This is a genomic window from Devosia sp. T2-14 (assembly GCF_055397495.1).
In genome coordinates this window covers 3,547,027-3,571,293 of the sequence record NZ_AP027921.1, presented here as the reverse complement: position 1 = coordinate 3,571,293, position 24,267 = coordinate 3,547,027, and the positions used below count along the sequence as shown (strand labels likewise).

Here is a 24,267-nt window from a genome sequence, read left to right as displayed (position 1 = left end):
CGGGCACAGCTCTCTTGGTTAGCGCAGGTGGCGGCGGGTGACCGGGGAGTGCGCCAGCAGGCGGAAGCCGAGCCAGGGGTAGAGCAGCACCAGTAAGTCGCGGTGATGGTGCATCAGATGCAGCGACGTGCGCTTCTGGCGCAACTGGGCCAACCGGGCTTCGACCGCCGGTGTCTGCGCGTCCTGGCCCACGGCCAGCAGCTCGGCGCCCAGCGTCAGTAGCGAGACCCAGCCGCGCGCCTTGGGATGTGCCAGCAGCGCGAGGGTGCGCTGTTCGAGCGCGCGCGCGGTCGTGGTCCGCTGCGGCCCGGTGGCTTGGTGGCAGGCCTCGGCCTGCGCCAGCCAGGCGAAGGCCAGACCTAGGCCGTCGCTGGTGGCCTGCGTGTAACTCGGTGCCTGAACCTGAGCGGCCATTTCGGCGTAGGCGCCGCGCACCGTCTGCAGATCAGGGCCCTGTGCCGCGGCAAGGCGGAGCCGTTCGCGCAGGCGGCCGAAAGTGGCCTTGGCCTGTGCTCGCAAAGTGGCGCGGTAGTGCGCCTCGCCGGCCAACTGGCGCTGCGCCGGCACCTGCATGATGGCAGACACGTCGACACTCTGGCGTACCCAGACATTGTCGAGCCGCATCTGTGGGCGCAGCCGCGGCTGCAGGCCCAGTTCGAGCAGTTGTAGCTGCCCACTGCGCAGGCTGGCCGCGACGCTGGCGTCGTTGATGGCAAAGATCCGCCCGCCCGCCGCCAGGTGGATGTCCCCGAAGGCCAGCCGGCCCAGCCGTTCGGTGCTGTCGCCATCGGTCAGCACCACATGCTGGATATTGTGCGCAGCGTAGAAGCGCTCGCGCCGCAGGATGGTGGCGAGCGGCAGCGCGGCGAGCTGGACGTCGAAGGCAACGGTGCGCCCGTTCAGCACCGCCGAGACGTCGGGCTGGCAGCGCCCGTCGTCCGCCCGGATCTGCCTCTCGACCCGCACGTCGGAGAAGCGCGCGTCGCGCCGGAGGCAGTCGGCCAGTTGCGCTTTGCGGCGCCGATGGAGTTCCCCCTCCTGCAGGCCGTTGTACTGCACGGCGCCGATCGAGCGGATGCTCGGCGCCGTGCGCCAGTCGCAGCGTGGTGCCCCCTTGCGAGGGACGTGGGCAAAATGCGCGCCCCGCCCATCCCGCGGCACGCCCGGTGAATGGTGCAGACGGACCGGTTCGTTGCAACATGCGCAGACAAAGCGCGGGTCGCCGGCCGTGTCCGCGGCTGTCGTTAAGCGCCGTAGCGCGGTCAAACCGGCCATCGCGAGCGGGTCAAGCACCTCCGCGACCGGGCGGACCTGCTGCTCCAGCGGCAGTGTCAGGTCACGCACGGCCCTTACAGTCCGACGTTCCTGGTCCAGGAGGGCGCCAGCAGCGATGCCACTGTTTACAGAGTCATGCTTGTGCTGCCGGCGTGCAGCGAGACGAGCGGTGAACTGGGCACCGGGCCGGGTGGCGTTGCTCAGGGGCAGGCTGGTGGGGGCGGTCTGCATCGGGGTGGGTTCCATGTTGGGGTGTTGCCAATCGGGTCAGTTGAGGAGGGGGCGCGCCGCGGCGGCTGCCGCGGCGTCGAGCAGTTTGTGCAGCTTGCGCAGGCTGGTGATCTTGCCGACGCGCACCGCTTTGATCAGGGTGGCAACCAGCTCAGGTTCGAGACCGCGGTGGTCGATCTCACGCGCGGCGATCTGTTCGATCTCTCCAGGCGTTGGTGGCGGCAGGCGAATGACCTGGCAGCGATCGAGCAACGGCTGGGACAGTTTTTCGATGTCGTTCACCAGGATCACCCAGTTGATGAAGCTCATGTCGATGGTGAGCTGAGTGAAGTGATCGAGATGAGCCGCCGCGCTGCGCTTCTCGAGCAGGCCAACCAGAGCTTCCGACGGCTGCGGACCGGCATTGCGGCCGTAATCCCTAAGCTTGTCGAGCTCATCCAGCACCACCACCGGATTGGCCACATTCTCGCGGGCGATCGCTTCCATAATCTCGCTGGACCGCGACGTGCTCCAGGCCGCGTCCAGGCCCAGGATCGGGGCCAGATTGCTCATCGAGGCACAGTCGAGATAGAGCATGGGCACGCCGCTCAGTTGGGCAAGCTGGTGCACCAGCCGGGTCTTGCCCGCTCCGGGTGCCGACTGGATGACGATGGGCCGGAACTGCATCCAGCGCGTGCCACGCCGGATATGCGCCATAGCGCTGCTGCGGATGGCCTGAATGGCCGGCCCAAAGTTGGGTGCGTCGGCGAACAGGGCAGCAGCCAGTTCGTCGACTGCGTGCAGGGAGGACGGGCCGGTGAGCGACTTGGGTAGGCCCAGACTGTCGATCAGGCGATTGACCGCATGACGGTCGCGCCGGTCATCGGCACCGCGTCGGCTGGCGTGTTCGGCGCGGTCGACAGGCGGCGCGATGCGCACAAAGGTATCATCCCACTTCTTGAGGGCAATGCAGCGGGGTTTGCCGAGCGTGCAGCGGTCGCGGGCTTCGACAACGAAGTCGCTGCGCATGAGGTCATCGAAGGTCTCGTCGCTCTCGTCGTCGTCAAAGGCCGGCGGCTCGGGCTGCTTTTTGAAGTTTTTTGGCATTTATGAAGAATCCTGGGCGAGCGCTCCCGTGGCGCGCGCGGCGCACAGCAGGGCTCGGGGAATGGAATCGACCGGGAAACGGCGCGCTGAGCAGGCAGCTCAGGGGCAACGCGTCAGCGGATCGGGGAAGGGCAGGGCGCTAGCGCGCAGGTCCTACCAGGCAGGCGTCGCAACAAACGGCGACGCCAGACCAGCCAGTGATCCCGATGGATCCAGAAAGTTCGGGGAAGGTGTTGCAGCGAATCCAATCGCGGCCATAGAAGTGATCAGCCATGGGGCCTCTCCTGTTGTCGCAGGATGATGGCCACTTGGTCAGGCTGTCAGTCCGGTTGGCGCCGGGCTGGCAGCCGCCTTGATTAGCAGCCAAAGATTCCGGGAAGGAATCCTGCGCTCAGCCTGACAGCTGCTTTGAAAAAGTCACGCTCTATATGAGCGCATGGTTAACGGACATCTTATGCCAACTGAAGGTGGGCGGCGGCAGTTACTCAGCCCCATCTTGCCGAGTCTAAGCACGGAGAGGCGCCGCCGCTCTGCGCACTCGATTGTGGCCTGCGCAGAACACCCTCCAGTTCCTTCCAGAGTCAGCTTTGGGGGCGGAAGGGGACTGGCGGCTTTTAGCGAAATGCCGTCGATAGCGGACTAGCCACGTTCGGCATTACGGACTGAGATTTTTGCCTTAGTCCGTGGGCGGGCATTCGTTCTCGGTCTGGAGCTCCTGATTTGTAATCAGGGGGGCGCGGCTTCGAACCCTGCTGCCGGCACCATCAGAACCCTTGGCCTCTGGGCGTCCCCGGCGGTTTTTCGCCTCTTGTCGAACCGGTCTGGTTTACAGTTTTCGCGTTGGTTTACAGTTTTGTTCCGGCGACGTTATTTTTGCCCCTGATTCTAGCTTGCGAATAACGGCTTCCGATCCACTTGCCAGGTAGTGCTGACGGATCACGCGCTCGCATGGTTTGTGACCGCTAGCTTCGGCTATTTCCTTGATCGTCGCGCCAGCCCTGTGGGCTAGGGTGATGCAGATCCCCCGAAAGTCATGGAACGTGACGTCGGAGATGTCTGCGTCCTTCACCGCTGTCGACCACGAGGCCTTGAAACCGCTTTTCCAAGGCGCGCCCCGTTCCGTGGCCAGGATCGTCACCGGCTCGGGTCGGCGCACCTTTGGATCGGGATGTTTTGCGAGGGCCCGCTGTTCGGCCCGCGTTTGGTCCAGAAGCAGCCTGAGCTCCTCAGCGACCAGAATCTTGACCCGCTTGCCCTGCTTTCCGCGCCCAGCTTTACCTTGTTGCAGCCGGATGTATTGTCCGTCGTAGGCCGACAAGGTCAGCTTGAGCAGGTCGCCCTGCCGCTGGCCCGTCCATCTGGCGAGGATCATGGCGCGAACTAGGTGCTCGGGCGCAGATCTCGCGAAGGCCTCCATCTGATCGTCCGTCCAGATGATGTCGCGGCGGGTTCCTTCCGAAAGCCTACCCAGTGCATCAAGCGGATTTCTGGTGATCAGCTCTTCGTCTTTGGCGAAGTTCAGGAGCTTGTTGAACAGACATCGTGATGTCGGCCGTGAAGAGGCCGCTGGCCGCATCAAGGGCGTTACCGAACCGCAGGAGGCGGCGGCCGCCAAGTACCGACTGCTGCATGATCGTGCCCAAATTGGTGGCGCGCGGGCAATCGACCATACGGCGGTAAAGGTCGACACCTCCGGGCAGGCGGATGTTTGCATCGCCGAAATCGGCGATGATACCGGGATGTTGAATGTCATCGAGATCTGACCCTCTAGGGGCAGAAGTTTTCACTGAGAATTGACCCATGTTTTGATCCTCCCCTGGCTGTTGGTCGGGGGATTCAGGAGTGATTGACATGGCGTTATTGAGCGTAATCCGGCGCTGGCATTTCCGTGAGGGGATACCGATCCGGGAGATTGAGCGGCGCACGGGATTGTCGCGCAACACCATCCGCAAGTATCTGCGGTCCGACACCGTGGAGCCCAAGTTCAAGGTGCCGGCACGGCCCAGCAAGCTGGACGCGTTTGCCCAGAAGCTCTCCGACTGGCTGCGCGTGGAAGCGGTAAATCGCGCAAGCAGCGACGCACGGCCAAGCAGATGCATGCCGATCTTGTGGTTCTGGGCTATGAGGGCTCGTATGAGCGTGTCGCGGCGTTTGTGCGTGCCTGGAAGACCGGGCGGCAGCAGGAGCAACAAACCAGCGGCCGTGGCACCTTCGTGCCCCTGGTGTTCGGGCCGGGCGAGGCTTTCCAGTTCGACTGGAGCGAGGACTGGGCTATTCTGGGCGGCGAGCGCACCAAGCTGCAGGTGGCCCATACCAAGCTGTCGTATAGCCGGGCCTTCATCGTGCGGGCCTATCTGCTGCAGACCCATGAGATGCTGTTCGACGCGATGACTCAGGCGTTCCGGGTTCTGGGCGGCGTGCCCCGTCGCGGCATCTTCGACAACATGAAGACCGCGGTCGACCGGATCGGCTCGGGCAAGGCCCGCCAGATCAATGCCAGGTTCGCGGCCATGGCCAGCCATTACCTGTTCGAGCCCGAGTTCTGCAATCCCGCCTCGGGCTGGGAAAAGGGCCAGGTGGAAAAGAACGTGCAGGATGCACGCCGGCGCCTGTGGCAGCCACTGCCCAGGTTCCCTGACCTTGATGCCCTGAACGCCTGGCTCGAAGAGCAGTGCATCGCCCAATGGAGCCAGATCGTGCATGGCGGCCTTCCGGGAAGCGTCGCCGATGTGCATGCCGGCGAGATCGGGAGCCTGATGGCACTGGGGCGGCCCTTTGATGGCTTTGTTGAACAGACCAAGCGCGTCTCCCCGACGTGCCTGGTTCACTTCGATCGCAATCGCTACAGCGTGCCGGCCTCGTTCGCCAACCGGCCGGTCAGCCTGCGGATTTACCCCGAACGGATCGTGCTGGTGGCCGAGGGTCAGGTTCTGTGTGAGCATGCACGCATTATCGAGCGGTCCCATCACCAGCCTGGACGCACGGTCTATGACTGGCGGCACTATCTGGCGGTGATCCAGCGCAAGCCCGGCGCCCTGCGTAATGGCGCCCCGTTCGTTGATCTGCCTGAGGCGTTCCGTCGCCTGCAGGGCTACCTGCTCAAGCATCCAGGCGGCGACCGGGAAATGGTCGAGATCTTGGCGCTGGTGCTGCATCAGGACGAGCAGGCAGTCCTCAGGGCTGTCGAAGCCTCCCTCGAAGCAGGCGTTCCGACCAAAACACACATCCTCAACCTTCTGCACCGTCTAGTCGATGGTAAGGCCAGCCAGGTGGCTGCCATTGATGCGCCGCAGGCCCTGGTCTTGCGCCAGGAGCCCAAAGCCAACGTGGCTCGCTATGACACGCTGCGCGGCAAGGATGTTCGCCATGCGTCATGACCCTGCCAGTGCCGCCGTTATGGTGATGCTTCGCAGCCTCAAGATGCATGGTATGGCCCAGGCTGTGGGCGAGTTGCTCGAACAGGGTGCACCTGCCTTCGATACCGCCGTGCCGATCCTGTCCCAGCTGCTCAAAGCCGAGCTCGCCGAGCGGGAGGTCCGGTCCATTGCTATCAGCTCAAGGCTGCCCGCTTCCCCGCCTATAAAGATCTATCCGGCTTCGACTTTGCGTCAAGCGAGATCAATGAGGCCATGGTCCAGCAGCTTTACCGTGGCGCGTTCATCGAGGGTGCCGACAATGTGGTGCTGATCGGTGGCCCGGGCACCGGCAAAACCCATATCGCTACTGCGCTCGGCATCCAGGCGGTGCAGCATCACCACAAGAAGGTCCGCTTCTTTGCCACCGTCGATCTGGTCAATGCGCTCGAGCAGGAAAAGGCCTTCAACAAAGCCGGCCAGTTGGCCGAGCGCCTGCTGCGCCTCGATCTGATCATCCTCGACGAACTGGGCTATCTGCCGTTCAGCCCATCAGGCGGGGCCCTGCTGTTCCATCTGCTCAGCAAGCTCTACGAGCAGACCAGCGTCGTCATCACCACCAACCTCAGCTTCAGCGAATGGGCCGGTGTGTTCGGCGACGCCAAGATGACCACGGCGCTGCTCGATCGGCTCACCCATCACTGCCATATCCTGGAGACTGGCAACGACAGCTTCCGCTTCAGGGCCAGCGCAGCAGCACCCAAAACACGGAAGGAAAAACCCGCCCCTTGACCGTTCTCGCCTCGCGGGAAACTATCGTCCAACCGGGTCAGTTCTCAATGACAATCCCGGGTCAGTTCCTGGCGACAATCAACAGCGCAGGACAGCACGAACCCCCATAGCAGCCAGAGAACCTTCCGCTTGGGTGCGATAAGAGCAGCCAGACCAGCCATCAGCATCCCCAGACCGGACAAGGCTTCGATGACGGCGACATCGGTGGCCCCGCCGGCAAAGTGATTGCGCACCAGAAGCGGCATCAAAGTGAACGTCGGCATGACCACAAGCATGACCGCGCCGTACAACATGTAGATATGGCGCAGACCTTCCCTCGACCAAACCGTTTGCACGCCCTCAACGAATTCCTGCCAGACGGAAGTCTTGCTGCCGAGCGACTTGCGCATTTGCGGGATAGGGAAAATGGGCAGGGGTACAATTCCGAGCACCGCGGTGACCACATCGATCGCCAGAGCAAGGCCAATTGGCATGATGCTGATCGCAAGCGCACCAATGGGGGCCGCGGTGACCGTCATCAAGCCATAAAGTGACTGGTTGAGACCCGTAGCACGGGGCACGAAGCTCTCCGGAACAAGCATGGATGTGCTGGCAGCCGCTGCCGGGTGCTGGAACGCCTGCATGGCACTGCGGATCGACATCATGACGTACAGGTGCCAGATTTCGACTCTTTCAGTCAGAAACAGTGTGATGAGGATCAGCATGCAGCTGGCGCTGATCAGGTCAGTCTTAATCATGATCAGCCGGCGGATGTAGCGGTCGGCAAATGTGCCGCCAAGAGGACCGAGCAGCGCCTGGGGTAGCAGGGCCGCCAGACCGGCAGTTGCCAGGGCTGATACGCTGCAAGTTCGGACCTGGCCAGATTTTAGGCTTAGTCAGGAGCTTTCTTGGAAATCCCAATGTAGTATATTATTGCAGGGCCAGATGAACCAGCGAGTATGGTGACTTTCGGAATTTCACTTATACTGTCTAGCGCGGATAGGGAAAAATACTTCCCTTCAATATATACGTCGATCGGAGTGATCGCTACGATCGTGGCTAATTCATCAGTGCATTCAATTGTTGTCTTATTTAGAAAGTCAAAACGCGTAACGACGTGTTGAAAGCTTTCTCTCCTCGTCATCACATTGAGGTCCAACGTCGGGCCGTCTACCACATCCGAAAAGATTGCTTCTTCGCCGCGAAAGCGGAACGGAGCGCTGTCCCGGCTCAGTGGCATGTCGGCATGGCCAGAGCGGCGCAGAATGATGCCATTGCCGCGAACCACGACGATTGTCCGGTCAACGCCGTCAAAGAAGGAAAAGTCACCCGGCCGAGACACCGTTGCCACGGTAATTCGCCATGCGAAATTGACGCTGTCATCATGCGGGGCGTGGCAGGCAAGCTCTCGGGTAAGGCCCCCGCCATTCTTCCACATGACCGGTTCGACGTCGTCGAAACGAACAATATTCATGGTCGCCAGAACCCTTGCGAATGGCGGATCTCCCACGGGGAGACCCGCCCGTTTCAGATCAGTCCAGAATGCCCGGCAGATCCAGACCCTGCTGGCGTGCCCAGTCGGTGGCGATATCGTAGCCGGCATCGGCATGGCGCATCACGCCCGTGGCCGGGTCGTTCCACAGCACGCGCTCCAGCCGCCGTGCGGCATCCTGTGTGCCATCGGCCACCACCACCATGCCCGAGTGCTGGGAAAAGCCCATGCCAACGCCACCACCGTGATGCAGCGAAACCCATGTGGCACCCGAAGCCGTGTTGAGCAGGGCGTTGAGCAAGGGCCAGTCGGAAACGGCGTCGGAGCCATCCTTCAACGCCTCAGTCTCGCGATTGGGCGAGGCTACCGACCCCGAGTCCAGATGATCGCGGCCGATGACGATGGGGGCTTTAAGCTCACCGGATGCCACCATTTCGTTGAACATCAGACCGGCGCGATGGCGGTCGCCCAGGCCGATCCAGCAGATCCGGGCCGGAAGGCCCTGGAAGGCAATGCGCTCCCGAGCCATGTCGAGCCAGCGATGCAGATGCTCATTCTCGGGGAAGAGCTTCTTCATTGCCGCGTCGGTCTTGTAGATATCCTCCGGATCGCCCGACAGGGCGGCCCAGCGGAACGGTCCGACACCGCGACAGAACAGCGGACGGATATAGGCCGGGACGAATCCGGGGAAAGCAAAGGCGTTCTCAAGCCCCTCGTCCTTGGCGACCTGTCGGATGTTGTTGCCGTAGTCGAGGGTGGGGATGCCGGCTTCGTGGAAGGCGACCATGGCTTCGACATGCTCCCGCATGGAGGCGCGAGCGGCCTTTTCCACGGCCTTGGGATCGCTTTCGCGCTTTTCCCGCCATTCGGCCATGCTCCAGCCCTTCGGCAGATAACCGTTGATGGGGTCGTGGGCAGATGTCTGGTCGGTGACGATATCGGGGCGAATGCCGCGACGCACCATCTCAGGCAGAATATCGGCCGTATTGCCGAGCAGGCCCACCGACTTGGCTTCGCCAGCTGCCGTCCACTTCGCAATCAAAGCCAGAGCCTCGTCAAGCGTCTCGGCTTTCTCATCGAGGTAACGCGTCCGCAGGCGGAAATCGATGGAGTCGGGGTTGCATTCGACGGCGAGGCAGCAGGCACCGGCCATCACGGCAGCCAGAGGCTGCGCGCCACCCATGCCGCCAAGGCCGCCGGTCAGAACCCACTTGCCCTTGAGGCTGCCTTCATAATGCTGGCGACCCGCCTCGACGAAGGTTTCGTAGGTACCCTGGACGATGCCCTGGGTGCCGATATAGATCCAGGAGCCGGCAGTCATCTGGCCATACATGGCCAGGCCCTTCTTATCGAGTTCGTTGAAATGGTCCCAGGTGGCCCAATGGGGCACGAGGTTGGAATTGGCGATCAGGACGCGCGGCGCGTCTGCATGGGTGCGGAATACGCCAACCGGCTTGCCCGATTGCACCAGCAGGGTCTGATCCGACTCGAGCTTTTCCAGAGCGGCAACGATGCGGTCAAAGTCCTGCCAGGTCCGGGCGGCGCGGCCGATCCCGCCATAGACCACCAGCTCATTCGGGTTTTCGGCAACCTCGGGATCGAGATTGTTCATCAGCATGCGCAGCGGGGCTTCGGTCAGCCAGCTCTTGGCGCGCAGTTCGGTGCCGTGGGGTGAACGGACCACGCGGGTATTGTGACGAGGATCGGTCATGATTGTTCCTTCACGAGGGTATGGGCGAGGGATTCGATACGCTTGAGCATTGCGCCGAGGTGGGGCCGCAGCCGCTCCGCCTTAGCCGAAGACAGTTCGAACGGCTGCTCCTCGCGGATGAGATGGGTGTCCTGGGCCAGTTCCAGCTGGATGGCATGCACGCCATTCTTGGGACGGCCATAATGACGGGTTGTCCAGCCGCCGCGGAAGCGACCGTTGAGGACCGATGTGTAATCCGATGCGGCCTCCGCCACGTCGATGGCTGCCCGCTCGATGGACGCTGCGCAGCTGGTGCTGCCCACAGTGCCGATGTTGAAGTCTGGTAGCTTGCCTTCAAACAAGAACGGTATGAGCGAACGGATGGAATGGCAGTCGAAGACGATTGCCATGCCATGTATCGATCTGACGCGCTCCACCTCCGCTGCAAAGGCCGTGTGGTAGGGCATGTGAAAGCGCAAGCGTCGCCGGTTGATCTCGTCTGCGTCGGGGACCATTCCGGGATTCCAGATCGCATTGCCGTCGAAATCGGTTTCCGGGACGAGGCTGGTCGTGTTCTGTCCGGGATAGAGGCTGACGTCCGCGGGATCGCGATTGGCATCAATGACATAGCGGTGAAACAGAGCGCGTATGGTCGATGCGCCGGGCAAAAGCCCGGCGTAAAGTTCATGAATGTGCCAATCGGTATCGGTCAGGGCCTGACCCGTGCCGTTGAGTGCAGCCCATATGTCGGTTGGCACATCGGTACCGGTGTGGGGGAAACCCAGAATCACCGGCGAGGTCCCCGAATGAAGTTCGAAAACTTCGGTCATGCGCGCAGGCCCGGCAGCACGCCAGGCCTGATCGCCCCCGTCAGCGTGCCATTGGCAACAAGGCTGATGGCCGCTTCCAGTTCAGGCGCCATGTAGCGATCGACTTCCAGCTCCGGCACGACGTTTCGCAGTGCCGCGCGAGCCTTGAGCAATTCGGTACCGGTCCGCAGCGGCCCGCGCAGGTCGACGCCCTGAACGGAGGTAAGGGCCTCGATGCCGATGATGCCGTAGAGATTGTCCGTCATCTGCAGCAGGCGACGCGCACCGTGGCAGGCCATCGACACGTGGTCCTCCTGGTTCGCCGAAGTCGGGGTCGAATCCACCGACGCCGGATGCGACATCTGCTTGTTTTCGCTCATCAGCGCGGCCGAAGTCACCTCGGCAATCATGAGGCCCGAGTTGAGGCCCGGCTTCTTGGCAAGGAAGGCGGGGAGGCCGTAAGAGAGAGCCGGATCAACCAGCAGCGCGATGCGACGCTGGGAGATCGCGCCAAGTTCGCAGACGGCCAGCGCGATCTGATCTGCGGCAAAGGCCACAGGCTCGGCATGGAAGTTGCCGCCTGAAACGACGGAGCCATCATCGAGGACCAGCGGATTGTCGGTCACTGCATTGGCCTCGATCACCAGGGTGTTTGCGGCGGACCGGAGGAGGTCGAGACATGCGCCGTCAACTTGAGGTTGGCAGCGGATGCAATAGGGGTCCTGCACGCGTTCATCGCCTTCAATGTGGCTCTCGCGGATCTCCGAGCCCTGGAGCAGGGTGCGAAGAGCGCTTGCGGCATCGATCTGACCCTGATGGCCACGCAAGGTATGGATGTCGGGATGGAAGGGGGTCGACGAGCCCATGGCCGCGTCTGTGGACAGGGCGCCGGTCACCAGCGCGGCCTGTGCTGCGCGATGCGCACGGAAGAGGCCGGCCAGCGCGAGCGCGGTCGAGGTCTGCGTACCGTTGATCAGAGCCAGACCTTCCTTGGCTGCCAGCACGACCGGCTCGAGGCCAGCCCGCAGGAGAGCCTGGCCACCCTCGAGCTTTTCGCCCTGAAAATAGGCCTCCCCTTCGCCCATCATCACCGCCGCCAAATGGGCGAGCGGCGCCAGATCGCCCGATGCGCCAACAGATCCCTTCTCGGGGATGACCGGAATGACGCCCTGGACAAGCATGTCCTCGATGAGCCTGATGATCTCGAAGCGGACGCCCGATGCGCCGCGGCCCATGGAAATGAGCTTGAGCGACATGATCAGCCGCACGACGTTCTCGGGAAGAGGCGCGCCGACGCCGCAGCAATGGGACAGGATGAGGTTGCGCTGCAGGGTGGCAACGTCTTCCACGGCGATCTTGATCGAGGCAAGCTTGCCGAAGCCTGTATTGACCCCATAGACAGGTTCTGTGCCGGCCGCGATCGCTGCGATCCGGGCGGCACCGCGGCGGACGGCGTCATAGGCGTCGGGATTGAGCACAGCCGGCTCACCCGTCCAATAGATGGTTGCGAGAGTGTCGAGGGAGACCTCGCCGGGAGTGAGGGTGAGCGTCATAGATTGATACCTCTGTGGATACGTGTGTGAAGGGGATTGAAGCCGATCCGATAGACGAGTTCGGCGGGCAATTCGCAGTTCCAGACGGAGAAGTCCGCCGACTTGCCGATCTGCAGCGTTCCGGTCTCGTGCTGGAGACCGAGGGCCGTGGCAGCATGTCGCGTGACGCCTGCAAGGCATTCGTCAACGGTGAGCCCGAAGAGCGTGGCCGCCATGTTCATGGTCAGCAGCAGCGAGGTCAGCGGAGACGTGCCGGGATTGCAATCGGTGGCGACCGCCATGGGAACAGTATGACGCCGAAGGGCGTCCACGTCCGGTTTCCTCGTTTCGCGGATGGCATAGAAGGCGCCGGGCAGAAGTACGGCTACGGTACCGCTGGCAGACATGGCCTGCGCATCGTCGTCGGTGATGTATTCGAGATGATCGGCAGACAATGCGCCATATCTGGCCGCCAGCTGTGTGCCACCGAGCCAGCTCAGCTGCTCGGCATGCAATCTGACCGGCAGACCAAGGCCTCTTGCTGCATCAAAAACGCGCGCCAACTGTTCCGGTGAAAAGGCAATCGTCTCGCAGAAGCCATCGACGGCATCGACAAGGCGTTCGGCATGGGCGAGGCGCAGGCCGGGCAGAACAATCTCATCGATATAGGCGTCACCCCTGCCTTTATAGGCCTCGGGCAGGGCATGAGCGGCCAAGTAGCTTGTCGAAACCCTTATGGGCCGGACCTGCTCGAGCGCCCGCGCGGCTCGCAGCATGTTGAGTTCCGCCTCGATCGTGAGGCCATATCCCGACTTTATCTCGATGGTGCAGATGCCCTCTGCCAAAAGCGTGTCGAGTCTCGGCAGGGCCTGCGCCACAAGCATGTCAACCGAGAGCGCCCGCGTTGCGCTGACCGTTGAAATGATGCCGCCGCCGGCCTGGGCTATCTCGAGATAGGTGGCTCCGTTGAGACGCATCTCAAACTCGCGGGCACGATTGCCACCATGGACCAGGTGGGTATGGCAATCGATCAGGCCGGGGGTGACGAGCCGGTCGCCAAGGTCAATGATCTCGGTATTCGAGGCAATGTCGGGGAGGCCGGCCGAAGGGCCGACATAGGTAATGCGGCCACCGCTGGTCAGCAGCGCGCCGTCGTCGATGAGCGGCTGTCCCATGACCATGGTCGCCAGGCGACAGTTTCGCCAAAGAACCGATCCAGCTTGCGCAGGCATTGCATCACCGCCTCTGTTTGAGTATTAACATGTATAGACATAAAAAATGCACTGGCAAGTGGATTTCCATCAACCCCTGTGCTTTTGACCGGGAGCTCCTCCATGACCACGCTATACGCATCAGCCGCCCTATTGCCGGAAGGTGTTGCGCGCGACGTTCGGATTGAAGTCGAAAACGGCCAGATATCCTCGATATCGACAGGCGAAAACGCTCAGCCTTCCGATGAGCGGCACACCATGCTGCTACCGGGCGTGGCCAATCTGCACAGCCATGCCTTCCAGCGCGCCATGGCGGGCCTCGCGGAGCGCCGCGGTTCGGACAATGACAGTTTCTGGAGCTGGCGCACGACCATGTACAAGCTGGCGCTCTCGATGACGCCCGACGACGTGGAAGCGGTAGCCGCGCAGCTTTACGTGGAAATGTTGGAGGGCGGCTTCACGCGTGTTGGCGAGTTCCACTACCTCCATCACGACAAGGACGGTTCCCCCTATGCCAATGTTGCCGAAATGGCGGAACGCATCGTCGCTGCCAGCCTCGACGCAGGCATTGGACTTACCCTTCTGCCGGTCTTTTATGCCCATGCAGGGTTTGGCCCCAAGCCACCGTCAGAGGGTCAGCGTCGTTTCATCAACGACATCGATCGGTTCGAGAAGCTGCTGTCGGCAAGCCGTGCCGCCACGAGGCAGGTAAAGGGTGGACGCATCGGCGTTGCACCGCACAGTCTCAGAGCTGCCACCCTTTCGGAGATTCGCCAGATCGTCGCGCTGCCGCATGACGGGCCAACTCACATCCATGTGGCCGAACAGGTGCTTGAGGTGGAAGACTGCCTCGCGGCGACCGGGGCGCGACCTGTCGAACTGCTGCTGGCAAACATCGATGTCACCAGCAATTGGTGCCTGATCCATGCGACCCATCTCAACGACTCCGAAGTCGCCGCGATGGCCACAAGGGGCGCGGTGGCGGGCCTTTGCCCGATCACCGAGGCAAATTTGGGGGATGGTATTTTCCGCGCCGTCGAGTTCACGGCAGCGGGGGGGCGATATGGCGTGGGGAGCGACTCCAACATCCAGATCTCTCTCGCCGACGAGCTGAGGCAGCTGGAATACAGCCAGCGCTATGTAACTCGGGGTCGAAATGTCTTTGCCAGGCCCAATGGCTCCACAGCGGAGGCTTTGATCCTGGGAGCGGCTTCGGGCGGTGCGCATGCACTTGGGGGGGATGGCATGATCACTGCTGGCGCCCCAGCGGACCTGGTCTCGCTTGACGTCGCCTCGGCGCCATATCTTGCCCTGGAAAACATTCTGGATTCATTCGTGTTCGGTTCAGGCGTGCGCATCCGGGACGTTTGGGTCGGTGGCTGCAAGGTGGTTGAAGGTGGCCGGCACCGGAATGGCGATGCGATACGCAAGCGCTTTAACAAGGTCATGGGCCGACTAGTGTCGACGTAAGAATGGCTGTATCTGTGGCGCATCCATTGATTGCGGGTGCGTGCCCAAAGGTGACAAGAATCGAAGAGGGCAGGCGTATGGTCGACGCTCCGACCCTCCACCAAAAGATCGTCAGCGACATCCAGCACAAGATCGTTTCCGGCGAATGGCCGGTTGGCGAGCGCATTCCCTATGAGATTGATCTCGCCAGCCATTATGGCGTCTCGCGGATGACTGTGAACAAGGTTCTCACCCAACTGGCGCGTGACGGCCTGATCGAGCGGACAAAGAAGAAGGGCAGCTTTGTCCGCCAACCTCAGACGCAGGCAGCTGTCCTCGAGATCGGCGACATCCGCCGCGAGGTCATATCGCTCGATCTGGAATATAATTTCCGGATATTACAGACAACCAGCCGCAAGGCTACGGCGAATGACATCAAGCTGATCGATACGGAAAAAGGTCAACCGCTTCTGGATATCGCCTGTGTTCACACGGCGGACGGCAGGCCCTTCTGCCTTGAACGACGCCTCATCGACCTGCGTACAGTGCCCGACGCCAGAGAGGCAGATTTCGTGTCCGTGCCTCCCTCGCAATGGCTGTTGAGTCGTGTGCCATGGACGTCCGCCGAGCATCGGATTCATGCCGGCAGTGCAGCGCCTCTCGTCGCGACGGCGCTGGGAATAGCAGAAGGTACGAGCTGCCTGATCATTGAACGACGAACCTGGGCGTCCTCGGCGCCCGTGACCTATGTCGAGTTAACCTATCCGGGCGACCGCCATACGCTGGTCGCCACATTCAGGCCCTCTCAGTAGGGGCTTGCGTCAGGCCTCCCTGCTCAGAGCAATTGCAAGGGTGAAGAATGCCTTGGCTGGCTGGGACAGCTCATCATAGGGGCGGCTGAGCAGGCCGATCGGGCTAACCGCATTGCTGTCATCTATCCTGACAAATGCGGGCGACGGATCGACGTGGAGCTTGCTTCCCATTTCAGCCAGTATGCTGACACCCACACCCAAGCCGACCAGCCGGCAGGCCGTGGCATACTCGGTGCCAGAGCAGATGATGTTTGGTTGAAACGACTGGTTCCTGCATAGCTGAAGAACCAGATTGTGAAACGGCTCACTGCGATTGCTGATCAGGATGAATGACTCATCTGCTAGTTGCCGCAGCTTTATCGAGTCCTGGTTCGCAAGCGGATGATTGGGTGGCAGGGCCGCCAGGAGGGATTCGTCCCGCAGTATGGTGATTGAAAGCTTGGTCTGGTCGTGTGGCAGTCGGATCAATGCCACATCGATCTCGTGCCGCTCGGCTGCCTCGAGCAGGCGGGGCGTGCGGTGTTCGAAGATCTGAAGATCGATATTCGGGTACAGGTTGCGATACTCAGCAATGAGCAGTGGCAGCAGATGGTAGGCAAGCGCTCCGGATGCGCCTACCCGCAGAATACCCTTTTCAAGTCCGGTTCGGGCCCGAATTTCCTTCGCGGCGTCTTCCATTTGAACGACGATGCTGCGCGCGCGAGGAAGAAAAGCCTCGCCCAAGTCGGTCAGCCGGACAGACCGACTGCTTCGCTGAAACAGCTCACCGCCAAGTTCGGCCTCTAGCTGCCGGATCTGATGGGACAATGGTGGCTGCGAAAGATGCAAAGATTTGGCAGCCACAGTGAAGCTGAGGTGCTCTGCGACCGCCAGAAAATAACGCAGCTGAAACAATTCCATACCGAAAACTCCCCGGCTTCAAAGTGGAACGCCGAAGCGGCGTAACGCTCTACGTTCAAAGGAAATTGGTGGCCAAACTAGTGCCTCCAAAACAGGCAGCGTGCTCGCCTGATTGATATCTTATCGCTATAGATAGCAGTCATCAAAAGTCTTGGACAATAGGTTGGGGGAGGCCGTAGCTTTTTTTACAGAAATATGTCGGACGCGGACGTGTCGACAGTTCTGTAAATAAAAGGAGACGGCCGAAATGAATTGGGCTGATGTTAAAAATAATATCGATCAGGAAGTTAAAAGCATCTGGTCTGTAGAGAGCGATGATATCACCCGTCTGCGTATGGGTATCTGCCATATGGAGGCAGGCTCATTCGGTCAATACTTCTCAACGCTGGTTTTTGCGCTCACATACACCTTGGCTCTCGGCGAACATGTTGTGTATGGCCTCGTCAAGGGCGCCGACAACGAGAAAGTCTCGCTTGAGGCCCTGAAGGAGCTCACCAAGGAACACTTCGTGGTTGGCTTTCGCGCCCCGATGTTCGTCGGCTACGTCCTTGCTCCCAAGGCGGAGAGCTTTGCAGAGGACATCATCGCCGCACTGGACAGCGTGACGACGCGCGAAGAGTTCAAGGCGCTTCTTGGTAGCTACTTTACCTACCAGAACATCCTCCACTGGTGGCTCCACGTTTACTTCCCGTGGTCGCTCGGCGCGGTGTTTGAGCAGGTCGATACAGATCGTGTCGCCAAGATGCAGCAGCTCCTCAAGTAAGACGAAATTCCTATAAGGCAGAGTTTAATGACCAAGCACCTCCTCATCGAGTGGAAAGAATTCAACTGCAAGGCGCGGATCGAACTGCTGTGGGACCAGGCCCCCATTCTTTGCCAGGCCGTGGTGGACACGCTGCCGCTGCGCTCGATTAGCTGGCACTCCGTGATTTCGGGCGACAACATCGGGTTCGCACTGCCCGTGGTCTGCACGACTTTCGAAAACCCGCAGCCCCGTACCCGCGGTCAAATGTACATCTACGCGAATGGCCAACTGGGCATCGTCCCCTATGGCGGCTTCTCCGAGCCCGGCGATGTGAATACCTGGGGTAAGATCAGCGACGAAGATATGGAAGATGTCGAGAAGGCAGGTCGCGCCGTGGCCGAGCTTTTCCGCAAGGGACCGGGCCGTCCGGTATTCGCCGACATCAGCGTGGTGCAGTAGCACTCAGACAAGAGCTTCCGCACCCAGGAGGGAACGCGTAGAGACTGGCATATTCAGTCTCGGAAACGTGTCTGGGTGCGGATGTATAGACGAGTTTAACGTCACAACCGTGGAAGGGAACGACGATGAATACCGCATACAAACTGCTTGCCGGGACGGCTTTAAGCGCATTGGTGGCCTCGAGCGCCGGTGCCGCGGAGACACTTGACCGCCTCAATGAGGGCGGAACGCTCTACGTGGGCTTTGCCAACGAAGCCCCTTACGCCTATCGCAGCCCTACGGGCGATATCCAGGGCGTCGTCTATGATGTCGGCCAGGAAATTTTCAGCCGCATTGGTGTGCAGGAATTCGACGGCGTTATCGTTCGCTTCGGTTCCCTCATTCCCGGCCTGACCGCCAATCGGTTCGACGTGGTCGCTGCCGGCATGGCAGTGCGCCCGGATCGCTGCTCGGAAGTCGCTTTCTCCGAGCCCGATATGATGTTTGGCGATACGCTTGTGGTCCCTCCGGGCAATCCCAAGGAAATCCACAGCTTCGAAGACGTCATCTCGTCTGGTGCCCGTATTGCCGTGCTGCAGGGTGGCGCAGCAGCTAAGACGGTTCGCGCCGTTGGCGTGCCCGAAGAACAGATCGTCGAATTTCCCGACTTCGCTGAAACGGTTGGTGCCCTGACGTCGGGTCGTGTCGACGCCACCATGATGACCGTGACCACTGCGGCGCGCATCATCAACGAGACCGGCGGGACCAACTTCCAGGTTGCCGATCCTTTCGAGACCGCAGTCGTCGACGGGAAGCCGGTCGTCCACTTCTCCGCTTTCGGCTTCCGTAAGGAAGATGCTCACCTGGTGGAAGTCTTCAATGCCGAATTCCTGAAGTTCCGGGGCTCGCCCGAGCATATTGCCATTCTCGAGAAGTATGGTCTGTCTGCCGCCCAGCTCCCGTCCGCGGACGTGACGACCGCAAGCCTCTGCGGTTCGTAGTCGACAAGTGCACGCGGGCGTCGGCATGACCTGTGCCGGCGCCCGCGGACAGCACTTGCGCCTGGCAAGCCGGGCGATCTATGACTCCCTTTTCGAAGGCCACCGCTGTGATCGACTTCCTGACGTCCATTTACACCTTGCTTCAGACGTGGGGTATCCTGCTGCTCCGGGGCACACTCGAGACGTGTCGGCTGTTCGCCATGACGCTCGTCCTGGAGCTGGTGGTTGCCTTGACCATGGGCCTTGCAAGGCTCTCAAGTTTCACGCCCATCCGGGTCGCTGCCAACATATTCGTCGAGACATTTCGTGGGGTTTCGACCTATGTCACGCTTTTCTGGCTGTATTTCGCGCTTCCCATCGTTGGCTTCACATTGGGAGCCACGGAGGCCGCCGTTTTTGCCCTGGCCCTGGTTCACGGTGCTTACGCGTCGGAATATGTGCGCAGCACGATCCGCGCCATTCCCAAAGGCCAAACGGATGCTGCCGTTGCGCTCAACATGAGCAAATTTCAGCGCATGCGCTATGTCATCTTCCCACAGGCGCTGGTTGCAATGATGCCGCTCTTCGGCAATGACGCCATCATGCTGCTCAAAGCGACCTCCCTGGCCTCGCTGATTGCCGTGCATGATCTCACGGAGGCCGGCATTTCCATCAATGTGGCGACCTATTCGGTCAACGCCTTTTCGGTGTTCACCATCCTGCTCATCATCTACTTCCTCCTGTCCCAGATTGTGACCTTCATCATGCGCCGGATCGAGCGGCGGGTCGGCTACTGGAAAAGTCCTGACCGTATTTCCCGTGTGAAGGGGGTGGTGTCGCAATGACCTATTGGCTCGACCTCATCAGCACTGAATATTTCGACTTCAACGTCGTCGCGGAACTGCTGCCGCTGCTGCTGCGCGGCGCGACGATCACCGTTGGCGTCACGCTGGCTGGATGGATCTGCGCGGTTCTCGTCGGATTTCCGCTCCTTCTGCTCAGACGGTCGGCACTTGCACCTGTACGATGGCTTGCAGGCGGGGCAATCGACTTCGTTCGCTCCACTCCCATCCTGGTGCAGATCTACTTCTATTTCTATGTCCTGCCTAATGTCGGCATCCGTTTGGAACCCGTCACCACAGGCATTCTGGCGCTCACCATCCACTATGGCTGCTACATGTCCGAGGCCTATCGATCGGCTCTGAATTCGATTCACCAGGGCCAGTGGGACGCGATTACAGCATTGGGTTTCGGCAAGCTCGATACCTACCGCCACGTGATCCTTCCGCAGATGGCGCCCCCAATGATCCCTGCCTTGGGCAACTTTCTCATCCTGATGTTCAAGGACTCTCCTCTTCTCGCCTCGATCGGCGTTGCCGAAATGATGTTCTATGCGACGGGCTACAGCATGGACAATTTCCGTTACCTCGAACCCATCACCATCGTTGGCGTGATTTTCCTTATCCTGAGCCTCGTGTCTGCCGCGGCAATCCGCACACTCGAAGCCAAAGTCGGCCACAAGTGGCTAGGAAGGTTCTGATCGAATGAGCACGACCAAGAACAATATCATCTCTCTTCGCGCGGTGACCAAGCAGTACAATAAACTTAAGGTCCTTCAGGATCTTTCGTTCAATGTTGCGCGCAACGAACACGTCACCCTGATCGGACCCAGCGGCTCTGGAAAGTCGACCATCTTACGGGTGCTGATGACGCTTGAGGACATTCAGGCCGGTGATGTCATTGTCGACGGCGATTTTCTCTGGCGGCAGGAAGGCGGCAAAGCCATTCAGCCGGCCGATGCGGACGTCAGCCGCATCCGGCAAAAGGTTGGCATGGTGTTCCAGAGTTTCAACCTCTTCCCCCACATGACCGCACTCCGCAATATCGCGGAAGCGCCCATGCGTGTGCTGAAACTATCCAAGGATGAGGCCTACGAAAGAGCGCACGAGCTTCTCAAGCTCGTGGGACTTTCTCATCGAGAAGACCACTATCCAATTCAGCTGTCCGGTGGACAGCAGCAGCGTGTTGCCATTGCCCGGGCCCTGGCAATGCAACCGAACATTCTGCTGTTCGACGAGGTGACGTCCGCGCTCGATCCGGAAACGGTTGGTGAAGTGCTCAATGTGATCCGTCACCTGGCCAAAGAGTTCGATTTCACAATTCTGTTCGTGACCCATCAAATGGGCTTTGCCCGAGAGATATCGAACCGCGTGTGTTTCCTCGAGGGTGGCCGGATCATCGAGCAGGGAAGTCCCAGCGAGATTTTCGACAATCCCAAGGAGCCACGTACGCAGGCGTTCCTGCGAGCCGTCTTGGAATCCTGAATCTGCTTCCTGCCGCAGCGGGACAGCCTTCAGACCCTGTTCCAGGGGTCGGCCCGCAGGGGAAAAGAGCGATGTCGGAAGGTCGGATTCCTTGTCGGTCAGGACCATGAACATGGCTTCGGCAGGTGGGATCACCGACCGCCGCATGATTGCCGGGATTTCCTGCGGCGTCGGAGCCGGCGCAGTGTGGGGGCTTGTCTTCGTTGCTCCGGAAATGGTTTACGGCTTTTCCCCGCTGGAGCTGGCAGTCGGTCGATACCTGGCCTATGGCTTCATATCTGTTGCCCTGCTTGCATCGCGGTGGCGGCCGCTTACCGCCGGATTAAGCCGGCGGGACTGGCTCATGCTGGCTTTTCTGGCGCTGACCGGAAACAGCCTCTACTATCTGCTACTGTCAGCGGCGGTTCAGACGGGCGGCATTGCCATTACCGCTTTGATAATGGGTTTTCTGCCCGTCGCGGTAACGATCATCGGTAGCCGTGAAACACATGCGGTGACGCTAAAGGCGCTGATTCCATCGCTGTTGCTCTGTTTGGCTGGGGCTGGTGCGATCGGTCTTCATGCAATTGACGCGTCGGTCGAGAGCACGACAACCCATCTAATGGGCCTACTGTGCGCCATTGCCGCACTGGTGACGTGGACAGTTTACGCTGTTCTCAATGCCCGAGCGCTGACTAGGCTTTCAAAGGTATCGCCATATGATTGGAGCCTTTTGGTGGGTGTCGTCGCCGGCGCCCAGGCAATGCTCATGGTGCCAGCTGTCGCGATACATTCGCCCCAGCACAGTGTCGAACAGTGGCTGCAGTTCGGCCTGGTCTCCATCGGTGTGGCTCTTCTGGCTTCAGTCATCGGCAATGGTCTGTGGAACAAGATGAGCCGACTTCTACCGATGACGATGGGCGGCCAAATGATCCTGTTCGAAACCCTTTTCGCCTTGCTGTATAGTTTCGTTTGGGAGAGCCGTTTGCCGGACTGGCTGGAGGTGATTGCTTTCCTCCTCGTTGCAGGCAGCGTGATTTCGTGCATCGGAGCGCATCGACGACACCAAGCAGGCTTAGCGTGAACTGGCCTGGCGCCCCGGTGCGGGGGGGCATGGAAGACATGTGCCAGCCGTACCTGCTGTACCACGGTCGCCATGCTGCTTTAAGGCTCAAGGTGCTGTTCGAAGATGCAGGGGAGTATTCAAGGCCCGCGGTCGTTCGGATGCGGATGACGAGCGGGGCAACTCACCCCAAAGTTTCCGTATGTTGGCGCAGTGCGTCAGATCAAGGCTCGCTTCGGCGAGCCTTTTCTATTTCAGACATTCGATCCCTCATCTGCCGAATGGCCCGTTGGGGCCGGCGCTGGCCTAGGCAAGTGGCGAGGTCGCCAGGTTGAGACGGCGGATCCCAAAGGGCTGCAATCGACACTGGGATAAAACGCAGCGCTAGGTAAAAAGCCCCGGCACAATGCCGGGCCTTTAATTTAGTCTTCGTGTTCAGGCATCTTTTCGAGTTGGTCCTTGGTCCACGTCGTCGTGGCGTGCACGTCGCCGTTTTCGTCCCGCATGAACTGCAGGTCGGCGAGAGGAACGGCGACTGGCTTGGCACCGATACCAAGGAAGCCGCCGACATCGACAATCACCGTCGAGCTCCCATGAACATGGTCTACCTTGCCGACCTTATGATCGTCAGCACCATAGATAGTCGCGCCTTCAAGGGTACCGGGCGTCAGCTCGCTAGATGATAGGCGAACGTGATTTGTGTGGTCCATGTGTTCCTCCTGTTGGTGGGAACTTAACCAATCGCTCAGAGAGCGGATCGTTCCTCTCGTTTTGCGAAGAGCATGGCCGGGGAACAGAGGAACGACATCAATGGGCGGCCCACCTGTGCCAATCGCCCATGGAGCCGCGACTAGGTCTACTCAGCGGCTAGGGCTTGTCCGATGCCAGGGAATGACATGTTCAGGAGAGGGTTGAAGTCCTTCGGGGTCAGAACAATTACTGCGGCTATTGCCAATAGGGCCAGCTTTCCCGCTTTGATCCGTCTGCGTTTTTCCCGAATAGTCAGCATGTCTCAACTCCAGGGCACATGGGGAGAACGACCGAGAACCGATTGTGTTCCTAAGGTTTCGGAACCGTGGTTGCCAAACGTTATCGACGGCTGCAGCCAATAGGAGTGAGGGGAGATGCCTCAGATAGCCCGGCGAAAGAACCGCTGGGCCTTCATCTCGCCGGTGTCTTCCAACTCATACGAAACACAGTATTTGCACTCCTGGTCCGGAGCTAGTGGCGTCACCTCTATGACGCGGACAGGTAGCTTGCGCGCATTGAAGTGCGCGGCAGCAAGTGCAGCTATCTCAGCCGGGGCAAGGTGCTTGCACTGGTCGAGGAACGACTTGTCGCGAAGCAGATCGTGGATCGAATGTTTAAGACGGTCTAGAGCGTGCTTCATTCGGCACCTCCATTGCGACTAGTTTGAGTATGGTTGCCGCAATTGCATGCTCAATCAAGGTTGCGCAGTAGAACAAACCTACTGCGAGGAACAGTGTCGTGCGGCCTGGTTGGAATAACGTGCTGTTGCAGCGACCTTAGGCGGACTGGGCCGCGTAAAAGCCGATAAAAAGCCCCAACGCTCCAGTCATGAAGCAAATGAGCCCACCCAGAACCGTCGCAATGGAAACGTGCATCCACCAATAGGATCGGTCCAGCATTGCGTCGGCATCATCACGCTCAAATACTAGCACGCACTGGGCAGCCAAGTGGCCGGCGAACCAGGCAGCAGCCGCCAATGAAACCCCAAGGATCCAAAGAACACCGGCTAGCAGGACAGGCCCGGCAATAGAGGACAATGCTGTGAGCTGGGTTATTAGAGCGACCACTGCGCCACCGTTGAGCAACGCCACGGATTTGATCCCGGTTTTCGCGTAGTCCTGCGAAATGTTCTTGTAGGCTGTCATTGCCCCCCCAAAAAACCGAACAGGCAGAGACTTAAAGCGGGAATGTGACCACCTGCCAATAGCTCGGATCTCGCGGGGAGGAATTGTGATTGGCGACAAATTCTGGTGCCCTACGAGCCAAGACCGCCGAGCGGGGCTACGGCAGCAAATGGCAAAGTGCCCGTAAGGCCTTCCTCGCACGGCTAGGCAACCAGTACTGTGTGAAGTGCCAGGCGCGCGGCTTGCTCAACCC

General features: G+C 60.4%; 22 protein-coding genes and 2 pseudogenes. 11 read left to right on the top strand and 13 right to left on the bottom strand.

Features of this window, described 5'->3' with window-relative positions; genetic code table 11:
* Positions 1-18: 18 nt before the first annotated feature.
* From ACZ5WT_RS17605 to ACZ5WT_RS17595, 3 genes are all read right to left on the bottom strand, one after another.
* Positions 19-1,506: a competence protein CoiA family protein gene (locus ACZ5WT_RS17605; RefSeq protein ID WP_464285056.1), complete on the bottom strand. Its 1,488-nt coding sequence runs from the start codon at positions 1,504-1,506 to the stop codon at positions 19-21.
* A gap of 36 nt (positions 1,507-1,542) precedes the next feature.
* Entirely contained in the window at positions 1,543-2,592 is a 1,050-nt protein-coding gene (locus tag ACZ5WT_RS17600; protein ID WP_464285055.1) for an AAA family ATPase, read from the bottom strand.
* A gap of 826 nt (positions 2,593-3,418) precedes the next feature.
* Entirely contained in the window at positions 3,419-4,168 is a 750-nt protein-coding gene (locus ACZ5WT_RS17595; RefSeq protein ID WP_464287240.1) for a tyrosine-type recombinase/integrase, read from the bottom strand.
* A 275-nt stretch (positions 4,169-4,443) separates the two neighbouring features.
* On the opposite strand from ACZ5WT_RS17595, the pseudogene istA reads away from it, so the two are divergent.
* Positions 4,444-5,969: pseudogene (istA, locus tag ACZ5WT_RS17590) on the top strand (IS21 family transposase).
* Positions 5,959-6,737, top strand: a pseudogene (istB, locus tag ACZ5WT_RS17585) (IS21-like element helper ATPase IstB). The pseudogenes istA and istB overlap by 11 nt, the downstream one beginning before the upstream one ends.
* Before the next feature lie 44 nt (positions 6,738-6,781).
* Here the strand turns inward: istB and ACZ5WT_RS17580 are convergent.
* From ACZ5WT_RS17580 to hutI, 6 genes are all read right to left on the bottom strand, one after another.
* Positions 6,782-7,528: an MFS transporter gene (locus ACZ5WT_RS17580; protein ID WP_464287239.1), complete on the bottom strand. Its 747-nt coding sequence runs from the start codon at positions 7,526-7,528 to the stop codon at positions 6,782-6,784.
* 80 nt (positions 7,529-7,608) lie between these two features.
* The gene (locus tag ACZ5WT_RS17575; RefSeq protein ID WP_464285054.1) at positions 7,609-8,190 is read right to left on the bottom strand and encodes a HutD/Ves family protein; all 582 of its coding nucleotides are present in this window, start codon (positions 8,188-8,190) and stop codon (positions 7,609-7,611) included.
* Positions 8,191-8,248: 58 nt separating this feature from the next.
* Positions 8,249-9,919 carry a urocanate hydratase gene (gene hutU, locus ACZ5WT_RS17570; RefSeq protein ID WP_464285053.1) on the bottom strand — a complete coding sequence of 557 codons (1,671 nt, stop codon included), beginning with the start codon at positions 9,917-9,919 and terminating at the stop codon, positions 8,249-8,251.
* Positions 9,916-10,728: an N-formylglutamate deformylase gene (hutG, locus tag ACZ5WT_RS17565; RefSeq protein ID WP_464285052.1), complete on the bottom strand. Its 813-nt coding sequence runs from the start codon at positions 10,726-10,728 to the stop codon at positions 9,916-9,918. Before hutG ends, hutU begins: the two co-directional genes overlap by 4 nt.
* Positions 10,725-12,260 (bottom strand): histidine ammonia-lyase, encoded by a 1,536-nt coding sequence (hutH, locus tag ACZ5WT_RS17560; protein ID WP_464285051.1) that lies wholly within the window; start codon positions 12,258-12,260, stop codon positions 10,725-10,727. The genes hutG and hutH overlap by 4 nt, the downstream gene beginning before the upstream one ends.
* Positions 12,257-13,471: an imidazolonepropionase gene (gene hutI / locus ACZ5WT_RS17555; protein WP_464285050.1), complete on the bottom strand. Its 1,215-nt coding sequence runs from the start codon at positions 13,469-13,471 to the stop codon at positions 12,257-12,259. The genes hutH and hutI overlap by 4 nt, the downstream gene beginning before the upstream one ends.
* Positions 13,472-13,573: 102 nt before the next feature.
* Between hutI and ACZ5WT_RS17550 the strand changes: the two genes are divergently transcribed.
* Together ACZ5WT_RS17550 and hutC are read left to right on the top strand one after the other, a co-directional pair.
* Positions 13,574-14,920: a formimidoylglutamate deiminase gene (locus ACZ5WT_RS17550; protein WP_464285049.1), complete on the top strand. Its 1,347-nt coding sequence runs from the start codon at positions 13,574-13,576 to the stop codon at positions 14,918-14,920.
* Between the two features lie 77 nt (positions 14,921-14,997).
* Positions 14,998-15,711, top strand: coding sequence for a histidine utilization repressor (hutC, locus tag ACZ5WT_RS17545; RefSeq protein ID WP_464285048.1), 714 nt, complete (start codon positions 14,998-15,000; stop codon positions 15,709-15,711).
* 9 nt (positions 15,712-15,720) lie between these two features.
* On the opposite strand, the gene ACZ5WT_RS17540 is transcribed toward hutC, so the two are convergent.
* Positions 15,721-16,611 carry a LysR family transcriptional regulator gene (locus ACZ5WT_RS17540; RefSeq protein WP_464285047.1) on the bottom strand — a complete coding sequence of 297 codons (891 nt, stop codon included), beginning with the start codon at positions 16,609-16,611 and terminating at the stop codon, positions 15,721-15,723.
* 247 nt (positions 16,612-16,858) lie between these two features.
* Between ACZ5WT_RS17540 and ACZ5WT_RS17535 the strand changes: the two genes are divergently transcribed.
* The 7 genes from ACZ5WT_RS17535 to ACZ5WT_RS17505 all read left to right on the top strand — a co-directional run bounded on the left by ACZ5WT_RS17535 (position 16,859) and on the right by ACZ5WT_RS17505 (position 22,161).
* The gene (locus ACZ5WT_RS17535; RefSeq protein ID WP_464285046.1) at positions 16,859-17,374 is read left to right on the top strand and encodes a cucumopine synthase-related protein; all 516 of its coding nucleotides are present in this window, start codon (positions 16,859-16,861) and stop codon (positions 17,372-17,374) included.
* A gap of 27 nt (positions 17,375-17,401) precedes the next feature.
* Entirely contained in the window at positions 17,402-17,815 is a 414-nt protein-coding gene (locus ACZ5WT_RS17530; RefSeq protein ID WP_464285045.1) for a hypothetical protein, read from the top strand.
* Positions 17,816-17,940: 125 nt separating this feature from the next.
* Positions 17,941-18,795 (top strand): ectoine/hydroxyectoine ABC transporter substrate-binding protein EhuB, encoded by an 855-nt coding sequence (ehuB, locus tag ACZ5WT_RS17525; RefSeq protein WP_464285044.1) that lies wholly within the window; start codon positions 17,941-17,943, stop codon positions 18,793-18,795.
* A 107-nt stretch (positions 18,796-18,902) separates the two neighbouring features.
* A complete protein-coding gene (locus ACZ5WT_RS17520) occupies positions 18,903-19,619 on the top strand; it encodes an amino acid ABC transporter permease (RefSeq protein WP_464285043.1) in 717 nt (238 codons plus the stop codon).
* Positions 19,616-20,314: an ectoine/hydroxyectoine ABC transporter permease subunit EhuD gene (gene ehuD, locus ACZ5WT_RS17515; RefSeq protein WP_464285042.1), complete on the top strand. Its 699-nt coding sequence runs from the start codon at positions 19,616-19,618 to the stop codon at positions 20,312-20,314. Before ACZ5WT_RS17520 ends, ehuD begins: the two co-directional genes overlap by 4 nt.
* A gap of 4 nt (positions 20,315-20,318) precedes the next feature.
* Complete coding sequence (ehuA, locus tag ACZ5WT_RS17510; RefSeq protein ID WP_464285041.1) at positions 20,319-21,098, top strand: ectoine/hydroxyectoine ABC transporter ATP-binding protein EhuA; 780 nt, start codon at positions 20,319-20,321, stop codon at positions 21,096-21,098.
* Between the two features lie 112 nt (positions 21,099-21,210).
* Complete coding sequence (locus ACZ5WT_RS17505; RefSeq protein WP_464285040.1) at positions 21,211-22,161, top strand: DMT family transporter; 951 nt, start codon at positions 21,211-21,213, stop codon at positions 22,159-22,161.
* A 401-nt stretch (positions 22,162-22,562) separates the two neighbouring features.
* Here ACZ5WT_RS17505 and ACZ5WT_RS17500 read toward each other — a convergent pair whose 3' ends face one another.
* The 3 genes from ACZ5WT_RS17500 to ACZ5WT_RS17490 all read right to left on the bottom strand — a co-directional run bounded on the left by ACZ5WT_RS17500 (position 22,563) and on the right by ACZ5WT_RS17490 (position 24,035).
* Positions 22,563-22,850, bottom strand: a complete 288-nt coding sequence (locus tag ACZ5WT_RS17500; RefSeq protein WP_464285039.1) for a PRC-barrel domain-containing protein — start codon at positions 22,848-22,850, stop codon at positions 22,563-22,565.
* Between the two features lie 419 nt (positions 22,851-23,269).
* A complete protein-coding gene (locus ACZ5WT_RS17495; protein WP_464285038.1) occupies positions 23,270-23,530 on the bottom strand; it encodes a hypothetical protein in 261 nt (86 codons plus the stop codon).
* Between the two features lie 136 nt (positions 23,531-23,666).
* Positions 23,667-24,035, bottom strand: coding sequence for a hypothetical protein (locus ACZ5WT_RS17490; RefSeq protein ID WP_464285037.1), 369 nt, complete (start codon positions 24,033-24,035; stop codon positions 23,667-23,669).
* Positions 24,036-24,267 lie beyond the last annotated feature (232 nt).

Excerpts from the sequence above, each read along its gene's own strand:
- ACZ5WT_RS17605 (WP_464285056.1), bottom strand. The coding sequence starts at position 1,506 with ATGCAGACCGCCCCCACCAGCCTGCCCCTGAGCAACGCCACCCGGCCC.
- ACZ5WT_RS17600 (WP_464285055.1), bottom strand. The coding sequence starts at position 2,592 with ATGCCAAAAAACTTCAAAAAGCAGCCCGAGCCGCCGGCCTTTGACGAC.
- ACZ5WT_RS17595 (WP_464287240.1), bottom strand. The coding sequence starts at position 4,168 with ATGCGGCCAGCGGCCTCTTCACGGCCGACATCACGATGTCTGTTCAAC.
- ACZ5WT_RS17575 (WP_464285054.1), bottom strand. The coding sequence starts at position 8,190 with ATGAATATTGTTCGTTTCGACGACGTCGAACCGGTCATGTGGAAGAAT.
- hutU (WP_464285053.1), bottom strand. The coding sequence starts at position 9,919 with ATGACCGATCCTCGTCACAATACCCGCGTGGTCCGTTCACCCCACGGC.
- hutG (WP_464285052.1), bottom strand. The coding sequence starts at position 10,728 with ATGACCGAAGTTTTCGAACTTCATTCGGGGACCTCGCCGGTGATTCTG.
- hutH (WP_464285051.1), bottom strand. The coding sequence starts at position 12,260 with ATGACGCTCACCCTCACTCCCGGCGAGGTCTCCCTCGACACTCTCGCA.
- hutI (WP_464285050.1), bottom strand. The coding sequence starts at position 13,471 with ATGCCTGCGCAAGCTGGATCGGTTCTTTGGCGAAACTGTCGCCTGGCG.
- ACZ5WT_RS17550 (WP_464285049.1), top strand. The coding sequence starts at position 13,574 with ATGACCACGCTATACGCATCAGCCGCCCTATTGCCGGAAGGTGTTGCG.
- hutC (WP_464285048.1), top strand. The coding sequence starts at position 14,998 with ATGGTCGACGCTCCGACCCTCCACCAAAAGATCGTCAGCGACATCCAG.
- ACZ5WT_RS17540 (WP_464285047.1), bottom strand. The coding sequence starts at position 16,611 with ATGGAATTGTTTCAGCTGCGTTATTTTCTGGCGGTCGCAGAGCACCTC.
- ACZ5WT_RS17535 (WP_464285046.1), top strand. The coding sequence starts at position 16,859 with ATGAATTGGGCTGATGTTAAAAATAATATCGATCAGGAAGTTAAAAGC.
- ACZ5WT_RS17530 (WP_464285045.1), top strand. The coding sequence starts at position 17,402 with ATGACCAAGCACCTCCTCATCGAGTGGAAAGAATTCAACTGCAAGGCG.
- ehuB (WP_464285044.1), top strand. The coding sequence starts at position 17,941 with ATGAATACCGCATACAAACTGCTTGCCGGGACGGCTTTAAGCGCATTG.
- ehuD (WP_464285042.1), top strand. The coding sequence starts at position 19,616 with ATGACCTATTGGCTCGACCTCATCAGCACTGAATATTTCGACTTCAAC.
- ehuA (WP_464285041.1), top strand. The coding sequence starts at position 20,319 with ATGAGCACGACCAAGAACAATATCATCTCTCTTCGCGCGGTGACCAAG.
- ACZ5WT_RS17505 (WP_464285040.1), top strand. The coding sequence starts at position 21,211 with ATGGCTTCGGCAGGTGGGATCACCGACCGCCGCATGATTGCCGGGATT.
- ACZ5WT_RS17500 (WP_464285039.1), bottom strand. The coding sequence starts at position 22,850 with ATGGACCACACAAATCACGTTCGCCTATCATCTAGCGAGCTGACGCCC.
- ACZ5WT_RS17495 (WP_464285038.1), bottom strand. The coding sequence starts at position 23,530 with ATGAAGCACGCTCTAGACCGTCTTAAACATTCGATCCACGATCTGCTT.
- ACZ5WT_RS17490 (WP_464285037.1), bottom strand. The coding sequence starts at position 24,035 with ATGACAGCCTACAAGAACATTTCGCAGGACTACGCGAAAACCGGGATC.